The 13,480-nt window shown below is 65.2% G+C and carries 14 protein-coding genes; 9 read left to right on the top strand and 5 right to left on the bottom strand.

Translation table 11 applies throughout. From position 1 onward, the window contains the following. Nucleotides 1–102: 102 nt before the first annotated feature. Complete coding sequence (locus tag E1748_RS04465) at nt 103–756, bottom strand: LysE family translocator (protein WP_133645929.1); 654 nt, start codon at nt 754–756, stop codon at nt 103–105. Nucleotides 757–997: 241 nt separating this feature from the next. Here E1748_RS04465 and E1748_RS04460 point away from each other — a divergent pair, with 241 nt between their 5' ends. Next, the gene (locus E1748_RS04460) at nt 998–1,273 is read left to right on the top strand and encodes a hypothetical protein (protein ID WP_133645928.1); all 276 of its coding nucleotides are present in this window, start codon (nt 998–1,000) and stop codon (nt 1,271–1,273) included. Nucleotides 1,274–1,293: 20 nt separating this feature from the next. Here the strand turns inward: E1748_RS04460 and E1748_RS04455 are convergent, their stop codons facing one another. Together E1748_RS04455 and E1748_RS04450 are read right to left on the bottom strand one after the other, a co-directional pair. Beyond that, the gene (locus tag E1748_RS04455) at nt 1,294–1,617 is read right to left on the bottom strand and encodes a thioredoxin family protein (RefSeq protein WP_133645927.1); all 324 of its coding nucleotides are present in this window, start codon (nt 1,615–1,617) and stop codon (nt 1,294–1,296) included. 126 nt (nt 1,618–1,743) lie between these two features. Further along, nucleotides 1,744–2,676, bottom strand: coding sequence for a LysR family transcriptional regulator (locus E1748_RS04450; RefSeq protein WP_133645926.1), 933 nt, complete (start codon nt 2,674–2,676; stop codon nt 1,744–1,746). 155 nt (nt 2,677–2,831) lie between these two features. Between E1748_RS04450 and E1748_RS04445 the strand changes: the two genes are divergently transcribed. The 7 genes from E1748_RS04445 (at nt 2,832) to E1748_RS31410 (ending at nt 11,517) form a co-directional block, all read left to right on the top strand. Next, the gene (locus E1748_RS04445) at nt 2,832–3,887 is read left to right on the top strand and encodes a porin (protein ID WP_133645925.1); all 1,056 of its coding nucleotides are present in this window, start codon (nt 2,832–2,834) and stop codon (nt 3,885–3,887) included. Nucleotides 3,888–3,952: 65 nt separating this feature from the next. Further along, complete coding sequence (locus E1748_RS04440) at nt 3,953–5,029, top strand: alpha/beta hydrolase (protein WP_420819314.1); 1,077 nt, start codon at nt 3,953–3,955, stop codon at nt 5,027–5,029. Beyond that, entirely contained in the window at nt 5,026–6,429 is a 1,404-nt protein-coding gene (locus E1748_RS04435) for an MFS transporter (protein WP_133645924.1), read from the top strand. The genes E1748_RS04440 and E1748_RS04435 overlap by 4 nt, the downstream gene beginning before the upstream one ends. Next, on the top strand, nt 6,426–7,484 hold the full coding sequence (locus E1748_RS04430) for an alpha/beta fold hydrolase (protein ID WP_133645923.1): 1,059 nt from the start codon (nt 6,426–6,428) through the stop codon (nt 7,482–7,484). The genes E1748_RS04435 and E1748_RS04430 overlap by 4 nt, the downstream gene beginning before the upstream one ends. Nucleotides 7,485–7,570: 86 nt before the next feature. Then, on the top strand, nt 7,571–10,066 hold the full coding sequence (locus tag E1748_RS04425) for an autotransporter outer membrane beta-barrel domain-containing protein (RefSeq protein ID WP_133645922.1): 2,496 nt from the start codon (nt 7,571–7,573) through the stop codon (nt 10,064–10,066). Nucleotides 10,067–10,111: 45 nt separating this feature from the next. After that, nucleotides 10,112–11,380, top strand: a complete 1,269-nt coding sequence (locus E1748_RS04420) for an autotransporter strand-loop-strand O-heptosyltransferase (protein ID WP_133645921.1) — start codon at nt 10,112–10,114, stop codon at nt 11,378–11,380. Beyond that, entirely contained in the window at nt 11,377–11,517 is a 141-nt protein-coding gene (locus tag E1748_RS31410) for a hypothetical protein (protein ID WP_166653499.1), read from the top strand. The genes E1748_RS04420 and E1748_RS31410 overlap by 4 nt, the downstream gene beginning before the upstream one ends. Nucleotides 11,518–11,532: 15 nt before the next feature. On the opposite strand, the gene mscL is transcribed toward E1748_RS31410, so the two are convergent. Next, a complete protein-coding gene (mscL, locus tag E1748_RS04415; RefSeq protein WP_133645920.1) occupies nt 11,533–12,003 on the bottom strand; it encodes a large conductance mechanosensitive channel protein MscL in 471 nt (156 codons plus the stop codon). 439 nt (nt 12,004–12,442) lie between these two features. Here mscL and E1748_RS04410 point away from each other — a divergent pair, with 439 nt between their 5' ends. After that, nucleotides 12,443–12,721, top strand: coding sequence for a hypothetical protein (locus E1748_RS04410; RefSeq protein WP_133645919.1), 279 nt, complete (start codon nt 12,443–12,445; stop codon nt 12,719–12,721). Nucleotides 12,722–12,822: 101 nt separating this feature from the next. Here E1748_RS04410 and E1748_RS04405 read toward each other — a convergent pair whose 3' ends face one another. Further along, the gene (locus E1748_RS04405) at nt 12,823–13,287 is read right to left on the bottom strand and encodes a DUF3564 family protein (RefSeq protein WP_133645918.1); all 465 of its coding nucleotides are present in this window, start codon (nt 13,285–13,287) and stop codon (nt 12,823–12,825) included. Nucleotides 13,288–13,480: the final 193 nt, after the last annotated feature.

The following is a 13,480-nucleotide window of genomic DNA, read 5'->3' as shown; positions in this document are numbered from 1 at the left end:
ACGCCGCTGAGCCGCGCCGGCATTGAACCTCGGCACGTACTATAGGTCAGGTTGAACGGTCGTGCAGGGAAGCCCACAGGCGTTGTGCGGTGGGCTTCGCTGTCAGCTTTTCGACAGCAGCAACTTCACGCCGGCAGCGCCGAAGGCGATCGCGAGCGACGCTTCGAACCAGCGTCGGATCGCGACGTAAATGCGCCGCGCGGATGCGGTCGAGAACAGCACCGCATAGCTGCAGAACACGGCGACGCCGATCGTCAGGCAACTCGCGACGAGCACCGCCGGATGCGCGGGGCCCGCGTGCGATGGTTGGCCCGACACGGTCAGCGACACGATCGACAACCACACGAGTACCGCTTTCGGATTGGTCAGATGCAGCATCAGGCCGCGCAGATAGAGCTGGCGGCCCGAATAAACCTGCGCGGCGGATGCGTTGGCGGCCGGTCCCTGCGTGTCGCGGGTTAGCGCAGCGCGTGCGGACTTCAGCGCGAGCCACAGCAGATAGAGACCGCCCGCGATCTTGATCCCGATCAACAGCGTCGAGCACGCGGCCAGCACGGCGGCGAGGCCGAGCGTCGCCGTGCTGGCCCAGAAGAACGAGCCGGACAGCACACCGCACGCGAACGTCAGCGCGGCGCGGCGGCCACTGCTCATCGCGAGCGACATGATCGCGAGATTGCTTGGGCCGGGGCTCGCGGTGCCGACCAGGTAGACGGTGCAGGCGAGCAGCAGTTGCGCGGAGAAAACGTCGTGCGGCATGGGTGTCCTCGAAGGGGCTCGGCGAAGGAGGGGGGCGACAGTGCGGTGCGTGCGCGTGTTGCCGATGCATTTTGCAACGGTATGAAGCGTCGCGGAAAGGGACAGTCGACGCAGCGGGCAACAGCACAGTTGCACGCGACGACGATGAATGATTGCGGCAGGCGCTGCTATCGCCCGCAGCCCGTCGCTCAGGCGCGAAAAATGCTGAAGCAGCGGCATCACTCACAACGGGTACCGAACCATGCGCTCCATCACGATTGCTTCGCGATTCGCCGCTGCACTGATGCTGCTGTTTGCCGTCACCACGTCGCACGCTGCATCGCGCGACGAGCAGACCAAAGCCTGCAAGGGCGATGCGATACATTTTTGCTCGTCGGAGATTCCGAACAAGGAAAAAATCACAGCCTGCATGAAGACGCACTACCAGGAGCTGAGTCCCGGCTGCAAGACGATGTTCAGAAAACCTGGGCCGGGCGCCGCGAAGGGTTCGAAGGACGGCGCGCAGTCGCAGCAATAAGCTTGTCCCGCGACGCGACCTTACCCAAGCGCCGCAAATCCATCTGCGATCGATGCCGTATCGGTCGGCCGCACGATGCGCGCGACCTCCTTGCCTTCGCGCAGAAAGATCAGCGTGGGCCACAGCTTGACCTTGAACGATCGTCCGAGCGGGCGCCCCGGTCCGTCCTCGATCTTCAGATGGCGCACGCCCGGATGCTGCGCGAAGCCTTCTTCGATCAGCGGCTGTGCGCCCTGGCAATAGCCGCACCAGTCGGTGCCGAAGTCGAGCACGACGGTGCCGGGCAGCGCGTCGACGTCGGCGCGTGACGGCGCGGTGGGCGAGTAGGGTTGATCCGTTGCCATGGGTTCTCCGGTTCTGTGTATTTCCGCAAGCGGCTTCGAGATGAGCTATCGATGCGTCGCCGTTCAATGTAGCGGAAATCGTCGCGCGCGGTTGCGCGCGAGTCGCGCCACGCACAAACGCCGATGCTAATGCGCGCCGCGCAACCGATACTTCTCCAGCACGAATTCGATAAAGCGGCTCGCCGCGCCGTTGCTCGCGCTGCCTAACGTCGCCTGCGCATAACTGATGTGCAACGGCGCGGTCAACGTCGGCGGTTTTTTCAATCGGCAATAGACCACACCCACCTGGCTATAGCGCTGCATCGATGCAGGCACCAGCGTCACGCCAAGTCCGGCCGCGACGAGCTTGATGCCCGACAGCATCCGCGGCACCTCGCGCGCGATGTTCGGCGAGAACCCCGCCTGCCGGCACGCGGTGAGAATGTCCGCGTACATCCCCGGCGCGCCGGGGCGGCGCACGAGGATGAAGTCTTCTTCGGCGAGCGTTTCGAGCGCGACTTCCGGTTGCGCGGTACGGCGCCGCTTCAGCAGTGGATGCCCGTCGGGCAGCACGACGACCATCGGCTCCTCGTCGAGGATTTCGAATGCGAGCCCCGCGGGCCGCTCGACCGGTTTGCGCAGAAACGCAACGTGCACGAGGCCGCTCGCGAGCCGTTCGTTAACCTCGGCCGCATTCAGATCGGGCAGATCGATACCGACGTCGGGATGCAGTCGACGAAACTCGCGGATCGCTTCGGTCGTCAGCGGATGAAAACCCGCCGAGCTCGTGAGGCCGATCGCGATCGTGCCGATCTCGCCGCGCGCGATCCGCTTCGCGCGTTCGGCCGCCTGCTGCAAACCCTCGACAATGCGCTGCGAGTCCAGCGCGAATGCCTTGCCGGCCGGCGTCAGCACGACGCCGCGCGGCAGCCGCATGAACAGATCGAAGCCCAGCTCCTCCTCGAGCATGCGGATCTGCTGCGACAGCGGCGGCTGTTGCATCGAGAGCCGTTCGGCCGCGCGGGTGAACTGGCCTTCTTCGGCGACGGCCAGAAAATAACGCAGGTGACGCAGTTCCATGATGCGGGCTCCTCCGGCAGCAACCTTGTGCCATATTCAAAGTATATGGCAGGTACGGAAAATATGTATTTTACATGTACCAGCATCGTCCCTACGATCATGCCCAGCGCATCCCTCACGAATGCGAACAACAACGATCGACTGGAGACAAGACCATGAAAAAGCACTATCTCGCCGCGGCATTGGCCGGCGTCGCGTGCGTCTCGGCGCATGCACAATCGTCCGTCACCCTGTACGGGGTGCTCGACACCAACATCGAATTCCTGAATCACGCGAGCGCGACCGGCGGCACCCTCGTGCGCGAAAACTCCGGTGGCCTGAGCAATTCGCGCTTCGGGATGCGCGGCACCGAAGACCTCGGCGGCGGCAATTCGGCGTTCTTCGTGCTGGAAGCGGGGATCAACAGCAACGACGGCACTAACGCGACCGCAGGCGTCCTGTTCAACCGGACGGCGGCGGTCGGGCTGTCGAATGCATTCGGTTCGCTGTCCGCCGGTTTGCAGTACACCGCCATGTACGACATCCTCGAACACTACGACCCGATGGGGTACGCCCCGCAGTACACGTGGTTTCCGACCACCGGTACGTCGGACAGCTTCTCGTACAAGGCCCGTCTGAACAATTCGGTCAAGTACGTGGGCCACTTCGGCGGCCTGACGGCGATCGGCGACTACAGCTTCGGCGGCGACGCTGACTCGTTCCAGAGCAGCGCCGCGTACGGCGCGGGCCTCGAGTACGACATGGGCACGTTTTCCGCGGCGCTCGCGTACGACTACCGCAACGGCGCGATCAACACGGCCGGCAACTGGTCGAAGACGCGCAACTGGAGCGCGTCGGTCCGCCAGGACGTCGGCGGCTCGCTGACGCTGATGGGCGGCTACGAGCACTTTCTGAGCAACCCGACGAAGGGTGCAACGGTATCGTCGGCGATGTGGTTCGGCGGCGCGCGTTATCGGGTCACGCCGTTTCTGCGCGTGACGTGGGGGACGTACTATCAGGCGAACAAGGCCGCGAACGTATCGAACGCGTGGATGAACGTGCTGAGCACCGACTACTCGCTGTCGAAGCGTACCGACGTGTACGCGACGGTCGCGTACGCCGCCGCGACGCGCTACGCGAACGGCACCTTCACACCGGTCGGCACGACCGACGAAACCGCGTTCGGCGCGAACCAGACCGGTGTGACGGTGGGGATCCGACATCGGTTCTGATGGTGCGATGCAAAGGCAGACGCAGACGCAGGCGCAATGACGCAAGGAGCAACGACATGAAAGCGATGGGACAGCGAACGATGCGGCAGCTCGCAGCAGCGTTCGCGCTTGCGGCAACGGTGTCGGTATTCGCGCACGCGGCACAGCACGAATACCAGCCGAACCTGCATCCGGTCGGCACGATCTCGGACACGCGTTTTACGATCGACACGCCGCAAGGGCACGCGCAGTTTCCGCTGTACCTGTCCGCCGACTGGAACGTGCCGCAGCCGAAGGTCGAACGCGCGGTGATCGTGATTCACGGCAAGCTGCGCAACGCGGACACGTACTTCAAGACCGCGGAGAAAGCACGCGACAGCGCCGGCGCGAGTACTGGTGCAAGTGCCGACACCACGCTGCTGATCGCGCCGCAGTTTCTCGCGACTGTCGATACGCAGGTCCGCTCCGAGCCCGCCGATTTACTGCGCTGGAAAGACAACGCATGGATGGGCGGCGAGGCCGCCGAAGGCAGCGTACCGATCAGCTCGTATGCGGTGCTCGATGCGATCGTCGAGCGGCTTGCCGACCGGAAGCTGTTTCCGAACCTGAAGCACGTCGCGTTCGCGGGACACTCGGGCGGCGCCCAGGTCGTGCAGCGTTACGCGATCGCCGCGCACGACCTGAAAGTGCTCACCGACGAAGGCATCGACGTTCGCTACGTCGTGTCGAGCCCGTCGTCGTACGCGTATTTCAACGACGAACGGCCGACCGCGCAGAACGTGCTGAAGCCGTTCGACGCGTCGACGTGTCCGTCATTCGACGCATGGAAGTACGGCATGGGCGAGCGCCCCGCATACATCGCCGACCGCACGCCCGCGCAACTCGAAGCTGCGTATGCGAAGCGTCGTGTCGATTATCTGGTCGGCGGCGCGGACGACGATCCGCAGCATCCGGCGCTCGATAAAAGCTGCGCGGCCGAAGCGCAGGGACCGCAGCGGGTCGCCCGTGCGACTGCGTATTTCGCGTACCTGCAGGGTCGTCATCCCGACGGCCTGAACCAGAGTTTCCATGTCGTGCCGGGAGTGGGCCACAACGGCGCGCGGATGCTGCGCTCGCCGTGCGCGCTCGCGGCCATGTTCGGGGCGGGGCAATGCACACCATGAACGATCTGACTGCCAATACCGGGACGCCCGAAGCGTTACCCGTGCAACCCGCGCTGAGCCGCGCGATGGTCCGGCGCGCGATCTTCGCGTCGGTGCTCGGCAACGGGCTCGAATGGTTCGACTTCCTGATCTACGGCTATTTCTCGAAGATCATCGCGCAGGTGTTTTTCCCGGGTGACAACGCGTTCCTGTCGATCGCGCTGACGCTCGCGACCTTCGCGATCGGCTTCTTCGTGCGGCCGCTCGGCGGGATTCTGCTTGGCGTGTACGCGGATCGTGTCGGCCGGCGTCGCGCGCTGGCATTGCTGATTGTGTCGATGGCGGCGAGCACGCTGCTGATGGGGCTGACGCCTTCGTACGCGACGATCGGCATCGCCGCGCCGCTGTTGATCGTGCTTGCGCGGCTGTTGCAGGGGCTGTCGGTCGGTGGGCAGTTCGCGACCGCGTCCGCGATGCTGGTCGAGTACGCGCCGCCCGGCAAGAAGATGTTCTACGGCAGCTTCAACATGTCGTCGCAGGCGTTTGCGCTGCTGCTGTCGTCGGGTGTCGGCTGGCTGCTGACGACGCAGCTGTCGCACGCGCAACTCGTCTCGTGGGGCTGGCGGTTGCCGTTCCTGATGGGCTCGCTCGCGGGGCCGATGGGTTTCTACATCCGCCATCGCGTCGCCGAATCGCCGGAGTTCGAAGCGCTGCGCGAGCACGACAGCCATGGTGGTGTCGTGCCTCCGCGTCAGACGGTGCGCGAATTTTTCCGCACGAATCACGATGCGGTGATCTGCGCGATGGGCGTGATCATCGTCGGCGCGGCGACCAACTATGTGTGGCACTCGTACCTGTCGCTGTATGTCGAGCGGCAACTGCATCTGCCGCTGTCGACCGCGCTGCTCGGCGCGTTCGCATCCGGTGCGCTGAACCTGTTCCTGTTCCCGGTATCGGGCAAGCTCGCCGATCGCTTCGGTCCGTATCGCCTGTTCTATCCGATCGTGATCGCGTGGGTGATCTGCGCGTACCCGCTGTTCCACTTCGTGATCTCGCACCCGACGCCGCTGCGTCTGTTCATCGCGCAAATGATCGCGACGGTGTTCCTCGCGGCGATGTCGGGACCGCATCCGGGCATGCTCGCGACGCTGTTCCCGGTGCGTAACCGGTCGACCGGCGTGGCGCTGTCGTACAACATCGCGGTCACGCTGTTCGGCGGCCTCGCGCCGTTGACGATCACGTGGCTCACGCATCTGTCCGGCAGCAGTTTCACGCCGGCGTTCTATCTGATCTTCGCGGGCGTTCTTTCGCTGGCGATGGTGTTCTTCACGAAGGCCGGGCGCACGCCTGCATACGACGCAGCGGACGCGTCCACTCATGCGTCCACCCACCCGGCCGTTCATACGAGTCCTGACGCATGACCGAGATTTTTCATCGCGACGACGAACGCGCGCCGAACGAGCGCCCCGTTCCGGTCGTCGCGCCGCAACGCATTGCTGTAGGAACGGAGACGGGCACCGGGACGGTGCCGGTGTTCTCGAGTAATCAGGCGGGTGCGTGGGACGCGCCGCAGCCCGACGTGCGCCGTGTCGTGATCCTGATGCACGGCCGGTTGCGCAACGCCGACGCGTATTTCCGTCTCGCGGAACAGGCGCGCACGGCAGCCGGCGACGATGCGCGCGACACGCTGCTCGTCGTCCCGCAGTTTCTCGCGACGGCCGACGTCGACGCGCATCGCCTCGACGCGACGACGCTGCACTGGGACTGGACCGGCTGGATGGGTGGCGATCCGTCGCTCGGTCCCGCGCCGATCAGTTCGTTCGATGTGCTCGACGCGATCCTGCGGCGTCTCGCGCAGCGCGAGCGTTTTCCTGCGCTGTCGACGGTCGTGATCGCAGGTCACTCGGGCGGCGGCCAGGTCGCGCAGCGCTATGCGGTCGTCACGCGCGGCGAAGCGCAGCTTGCGACGCACGGCATCGCGGTGCGTTACGTGATCGCGAATCCGTCGTCGTATGTGTATTTCGATGCGCTGCGTCCAACCGCGGACGGCGCGTTCATCACGTTCGACGATGCGCGCTGCCCCGGCTTCGACGACTGGAAATACGGCCTGAAACGCTTGCCCGCGTATGCACTCGAAGCGATGCGCGGCGGGTCTGCTGCCGGGCTCGAAGCGGCCTATGCGCAACGCGACGTCGTGCTGCTGCTCGGCGGCGACGACTGCGATCCGCGGCATCCCGCACTCGACACATCGTGTGCCGCGCAGGCGCAGGGCGCGCATCGTCTGGAGCGGGGCCGCGCCTACGCGCGCTACATGCGGATGCGTCACGGCGACAACCTGAATCATCGCGTGTTCGAGGTGCCCGGCATGGGCCACGACGGCGCGGGGATTTTCACGTCGGAGGCGGGGCTCGCCGCGCTGTTCGACCAGCACCCCATTCACGATATGCACAGAGGCGATCCGATGCCGATCCGCTGATCGCAACCCTACGGGGTATCGCGGCGCAAGAATCGCAAGAATCGCACAAGCGACGCCGCGTCGATAACAATGCAAGGAGACACGTTTTGACTACCCGATCCTCACGGGCGGACGGCCCTCGTCTGTCCACGTCCAGCGCGTGCACGACGCACACCACGTCCGCTGCGTCGTCGCGCTACCGCACGCTGTCGAAACCTGCCGCAATGCTCGCGGCCGTGCTGCCGTTCGCCGGTGCGCACGTTCAGGCGCTCGCGCAATCCTGCGACAACCAGACGCTGCCCGGCGGTCCCACTTGCGCGACGACGGTCGGCGCGGGCGCGACCGTCACCGGCACGATCGTCAACAGCGGCGCGACGCAGCGTGTGCGTGGCACCGCGAACGCGACCGTCATTAACGCGAGCGGCAGTCAGGCGGTGTCGAGCGGTGGCCTTGCGACGACGACCGTGATTGCCGGCGGTGGCGTGCAGTCGGTACTGTCGGGCGGTTCGGCGATCGGCGCGGTCGTGTCGGGCGGCACGCAGTATGTGTCGTCGGGTGGTGTTGCGACGAACACGCAGGTGTTGTCGGGCGGCAGCATGGGTGTGTCGCGCGGGGGCGTCGCGAATGGTGCGAGTGTCGCGTCGGGCGGTTTGCAGCGCGTGTATTCGGGCGGCCTTGCAAACGGCACGGTGATTTCGGGCGGCACGCAATACATCTCGGCAGGAGGCAGCGCGGTGTCCGCGAGCGTCACCGCCGACGGCACACAGACTGTTTTCTCCGGCGGCTCGGCGAACGCGACGGTGGTGTCGGGCGGCACGCAGTATGTGTCGTCGGGTGGCGTCGCGTCGGGGACGCAGGTGTTGTCGGGCGGCAGCATGGGCGTGTCGCGCGGTGGTGTCGCGAACGGCGCGAGCGTCGCATCGGGTGGTTTGCAACGCGTGTATTCGGGCGGCCTCACGTCGGGCACGCAGGTACAGGGCGGCAAGCAGTATGTGTCGGGCGGCGGGCTCGCGGTCGATACCACCGTCGCAGCCGGCTCGTTGACCGTGTTCGCACGCGGTAGCGCGAGCGGCGCGACGATCGCAGGCGGCGCGATGACGGTGTCGAGCGGCGGCGACGCGACCGGCACGACCGTCGGCGGCGGCGCGCAGCAGGCCGTGCTGCTCGGCGGCAGCATCGAACAGACGACGGTGGCCGCAGGCGGCACGCTGACCGTCGACGTCGGTGGCACGACTGCGCAGGGCACGACGGCTGCCGCACCGGTGCAAGGACTCGCGCTTACGGGCACGTTGAACATCGCCGAAGCCTCGACCGATGCCTTGACCGGCGGCGCCGCGATCGCACTGAGCGGACTCGCGATGAGCGGCGGCACCGTCGTGCTCGGCGCACCGGGCAGCGGCGGTTACAAGACCGTGTCGATCGACGGGCTGTCGGGTAGCGGTCAGTTCGTGATGAACACGAACGTCGGTGCGCAGCAGGCGGATCGACTGGTCGTGTCGCAGGGCAGCGGCACCTTCACGCTGAGCGTGCACGACGCGAGCACCGCGCCGCCGACCAGTGCGACCGAACGTCTGCTGCTCGTCGATGCGACCGGTAGTACAGCGACCTTTTCGCTACCGGTCAGCGCGATGGACGTCGGCGCGTACAAGTTCGGTCTGCAGGACGTGAGCGGCCAGTACTACCTGTACAACACCGGCCAGCGCAGCGATATCGCGTCGGTCGCGCAGGCTGCCGCGTCGTTGCCCGCGCTGCTGTGGTACGCGCAGGTTCAGCAGACGGTCTCGCATCTGGACGACTATCGCGGCGGTGTGTCGGAGGGCGGTTTGTGGGTGCGTGCATTCGACCAGCAGTTGCGCACGGACCCCGCAGGCACATCGGCGTCGACCGAGTTCTATGGCGCGCAGATCGGTCGCGACTGGCGCGTCGCGACGCGCGGCGGTAGCTGGTACGTCGGCGTGACGGGCGGCTTCGGACAGGCGCACGAATCGTTCGATGACATCGGCGGCGGCACCGCGCGGCCGTGGAATCTCGGCGTGTACGGCAGCTACGACAATCCGTCCGGTGTGTTCGCCGATGCGATCGTCCGCTACACCGGCCTGCGCGAAAACCTTAGCGTCACGACGGCGGCGAACGCGGCGTCGGCAAGTTATAGCCAGAACGGATACGCGCTGTCGCTCGACGGCGGACGACGGCTCGCGCTCGCGGGCCGCTGGTGGGCCGAACCGCGCGTGTCGGTCACGTATCAGCACAGCGGCGCAGTGGACTACGGCACGACGCTCGGCACGCCGATCGCGCTCGCCGCGTCGAACCTCGTGTTCAGCGACGCGGGCGTGTCGTTCGGCGGATCGTTCGCGGTCGGCGACATGAAACTCGAGCCGTTCGTGCGGCTCGGTGCGACGCATGTGTTCGGCGGTGACTTGACTGACACCGTCGGCGGCACTGCGTTGCAGGGCTCGATGCCGCGCACCTGGTTCTCTGCGAGCGCGGGACTGTCGGCAGCGCTGTCCGCACACGTGCGCGCGTACGGCGCGTTCACCGCGGGCAAGGGACACGACTATACGCAGCCGTGGGCGGTCACGGTCGGGTTGAGTTACGCCGAGTGAGGTTGGCCAGTAAGGTTGGCCACCGCGGCCACGGGGAGCGATGCGATGTCGACGATTGAAGCTACTTTGGAAGCGCCCACGCAGCAGGCGGACGATGCAATCCCCATTGCAGTCACAGCCCCTGCGCCCTTCATCGACGCAGGCGAGCCGACGATCGAAGGCCCGTCGGGCATCCGCTACGACTTCAACTACGGATGCCGCGTGCAAGTCCAGGGCGACGGCTGGCGCGTGCGACTCACCGATATCGAAGCCGACGTCGTGCTCTTTGACGAGGAAGTTGCCGATGCGATGGTGACCAGCACGAAGAAGTATTTCGTGCGCTTTCGCATCGAGGTGTTCCGTCACGGCGAGCCGGTGTTCGAGCACGAGTACGACGCCGCCGGTCAGCGCGTGTATGCGCGGCTGCCGGTCGGCACGCTCGGCGACATCATCGCGTGGTTTCCGTATGTCGACGAATTCCGGCGGCGGCACGGCTGTGAAATGGTTGTGTCGATGGGACGCGATATCTGGACGCTGTTCGAACGCGCATACCCAGAGCTGCACTACATCGAACCCGATGAAGAAGCCGCGTTACGTCCGCAGCTTTACGCGAGCTACTTTCTCGGCATCTTCTTCCCGTGCACGGACCGCAGCCATCAGCCGACCGATTTTCGCGTGAGCGGTCTGCAAAAGACGATGCCGTATCTGCTCGGCTTGCCGCCGGTCGAACGCCGTCCGCGTATCGAAGTCACGGACACCGAACGACGCATCGCGGAGCCGTACGTCGTGATCGGCGCGCAGTCGTCGGCGCAGTGCAAGTACTGGAATCATCCGACCGGCTGGTACGAACTCGTCAAGCATCTGAAGGGCCTCGGCTATCGCGTGCTGTGCATCGATCGCGAGCCTGCGCATGGCGAGAAGCTGCTGTGGAATCTGATCCCGTACGGCAGCGAGGATTTCACCGGTGCGCTGCCGCTACAGGAACGCGCGAGTCTGTTGCATCACGCGGATTTTTTCGTGGGACTTTCCAGCGGACTGTCGTGGCTCGCGTGGGCGCTCGGGCGTCCCGTCGTGATGATCAGCGGCTTCACGCATCCGCATAACGAGTTCGAGACGCCGTATCGCGTGATCAATTTTCATGCGTGCAACAGCTGCTGGAACGATACGGGCATCGAGTTCGATCACGCGAATTTCGCGTGGTGCCCGCGACATGCAGGCACCGACCGGCAATTCGAGTGCTCGCGTCTGATTACGCCGCGTCAGGTGATTCGCACGGTGGATCAGCTGATAGCGGATCGTGGGCTGGACCCGCGTGCTGCAGGGAGACCTTCATGATCCTTTCGACGTCCGAGACGCTCGCGCTCGTTGCGATGCTGCCGGGGCTCATCGCGCTGTTTGCGTTCGCGCGACATATCGATCCGTTGACGGGGCACTGGCGGCGCACGTCCGCCGTGTCTGACGACGTGCACTGAACGCGTAGAGCAGGATCAAGCCTGCTGCCTTTCCCGCTGCTTCAGTTCGTCGCGAATCTCGCGCAACAGCAGCACGTCTTCGGGCGGTGCGGGCGGCGGGGCGGCCGGGTCGGTGGGTTGCTTCGCTTCGAGTTCGCGCAGCTTGTTGATCCCCTTCACGATCAGAAACACGATGAACGCGAGGATCATGAAGTTGATCACGATCGTGATGAACGAACCGTAGCCGAACACGGCGACGCCGGCGGTCTGCAGGTCCTTGTACGAATCCGGGTTGCCCTTGAATGTCGCCGGAATCTGCCCGATGCGCAGAAACCGGTTCGAGAAATCGAAGCCGCCGCTCACGACGCCGACCACCGGCATGATCAGATCCTTCACGATCGAATTGACGATCGTCGAGAACGCGCCGCCGATGATCACGCCGACCGCGAGGTCCATCACGTTGCCCTTGATCGCGAACTGCTTGAACTCCTGGACGATGCCTGCCATCTGCGTTTCCTCTGCGAAAAAGTGGTTCAGACCGGAGTCGCGCAAGTTGCGTTCCCCGGTTTTGCAATTGCGAGTTGTGTTTGCCTGTTCGCGCTAATCGTTCGAAACGGTGAGCGTGGGTGATGAAGATGCGGCGAGACGAGCCGACACACTGCGATGTAAAAGGGCGGGCGCGATTGCAACTATTGCCGCGTTGCACGAACGTCGAGTGTGCGTCGTTCATGCGGGCGAGCGTAGATGTGCATAGATGTGGTCATGCATGCCGACGCGCATCGAGATCGGCATCGCAACACTCGCATGCGTGTCGGCGATGACTCAACATTCACGCATGCGACCCACCGGGGCATACCCCTTGCTGTTTGAACCGTCGAGCGACGTTCCTGTCCTCGCGGCGATACGAGCCGCTTCGATACAACACCATCCCGACGGAGGAAACATCATGAAGACACCTATCCACGCAGCGCTCGTCTCGATCCTGCTCGTGAGTTCCGCTGCCGCATTTGCACAGGGCACAGCCGGTGGCTCGGGCGGAGGCACAGCCGGGCAAGGTGGTAACTCGAACGGTCCAGGTGCCGCGACCGCGCCGGCACCGATGGCTTCCGCGCCGGGCACTCACAAGAAGGCGATGAAGCATCACAAGATGTCGAACAAGAAGTCCGCCACCGACACGACCGACATGCCGGGCGCCGACGCAAGCAGCGGTACGAAGGGACAGTGAGCGAAGGGAAGTGAGACGCCGCGCTGCGCAGGAAGCGCAGCGCGGCCTGGGTGAGTCGGCAACCTGAGCCAGCAACCTGAGCCGGCGACCGCGATGAAGAACTACCTTCCGACGCTCTTCAGCAGGACGCCGGACGGCCATGCGAGATGCGGTTGTCCAGGCTGAACCGGCTGCATCGATGACGGGGGCGGCACTTTGCGTCCCCCACGTTCTTCGCGTGACGAGGTCGACGGCGGAGCGGTGCGATCGACGGCCTGCAGACGCCACGTGCCGTCAATCGGCATGTGACGGGTCTGCGAAACCCATACCGCGCCGCCTTGTGTGGACCATGCGCGCTGCCGCGCATCGCCGACGAGACCGCGCAGCGTGACGCGCGCCATGTCGTGATCGTCGCGCGCGTGCAGCGCGGCGACGTCCGCCTCGATACGCAGCAGTCCTTCATCGGGAAGATCGATTCCCACGCCCGCCTGCCGCACCCATATCCGCTGCCCCGTATCGAGCCACACGACCGCATAGTCGTGACAGAACGTCGGGTCAGCGCAGTTGATCAGCAACGAAAGCCGCATTGTTTTCTCCATACGTGTGTGTTTGCCTCGCAGCGGGGGCCCTGTGTTTTATTCGCGCAAACGGGAGCAGGGGGCTGCGCGATGTTTCGCGATTGCCCGGACGCGCTGCGGTGTCGGGCACCTGACTAGATGCGCAACGATCGTTCCCGACCGGCCACGCGTACGGGGTGCCTGCTGCTGCGATTGAACCGGA

The sequence above is a fragment of the Paraburkholderia flava genome (assembly GCF_004359985.1).
Lineage (GTDB): Bacteria > Pseudomonadota > Gammaproteobacteria > Burkholderiales > Burkholderiaceae > Paraburkholderia > Paraburkholderia flava.
The sequence above is the reverse complement of the archived record's forward strand: the minus strand, read 5'-3'. Positions and strand labels throughout refer to the sequence as shown.

Coding starts and splice junctions, on each gene's coding strand:
- E1748_RS04465 (WP_133645929.1), bottom strand. CDS start 756: ATGCCGCACGACGTTTTCTCCGCGCAACTGCTGCTCGCCTGCACCGTC.
- E1748_RS04460 (WP_133645928.1), top strand. CDS start 998: ATGCGCTCCATCACGATTGCTTCGCGATTCGCCGCTGCACTGATGCTG.
- E1748_RS04455 (WP_133645927.1), bottom strand. CDS start 1,617: ATGGCAACGGATCAACCCTACTCGCCCACCGCGCCGTCACGCGCCGAC.
- E1748_RS04450 (WP_133645926.1), bottom strand. CDS start 2,676: ATGGAACTGCGTCACCTGCGTTATTTTCTGGCCGTCGCCGAAGAAGGC.
- E1748_RS04445 (WP_133645925.1), top strand. CDS start 2,832: ATGAAAAAGCACTATCTCGCCGCGGCATTGGCCGGCGTCGCGTGCGTC.
- E1748_RS04440 (WP_420819314.1), top strand. CDS start 3,953: ATGGGACAGCGAACGATGCGGCAGCTCGCAGCAGCGTTCGCGCTTGCG.
- E1748_RS04435 (WP_133645924.1), top strand. CDS start 5,026: ATGAACGATCTGACTGCCAATACCGGGACGCCCGAAGCGTTACCCGTG.
- E1748_RS04430 (WP_133645923.1), top strand. CDS start 6,426: ATGACCGAGATTTTTCATCGCGACGACGAACGCGCGCCGAACGAGCGC.
- E1748_RS04420 (WP_133645921.1), top strand. CDS start 10,112: ATGTCGACGATTGAAGCTACTTTGGAAGCGCCCACGCAGCAGGCGGAC.
- E1748_RS31410 (WP_166653499.1), top strand. CDS start 11,377: ATGATCCTTTCGACGTCCGAGACGCTCGCGCTCGTTGCGATGCTGCCG.
- mscL (WP_133645920.1), bottom strand. CDS start 12,003: ATGGCAGGCATCGTCCAGGAGTTCAAGCAGTTCGCGATCAAGGGCAAC.
- E1748_RS04410 (WP_133645919.1), top strand. CDS start 12,443: ATGAAGACACCTATCCACGCAGCGCTCGTCTCGATCCTGCTCGTGAGT.
- E1748_RS04405 (WP_133645918.1), bottom strand. CDS start 13,287: ATGCGGCTTTCGTTGCTGATCAACTGCGCTGACCCGACGTTCTGTCAC.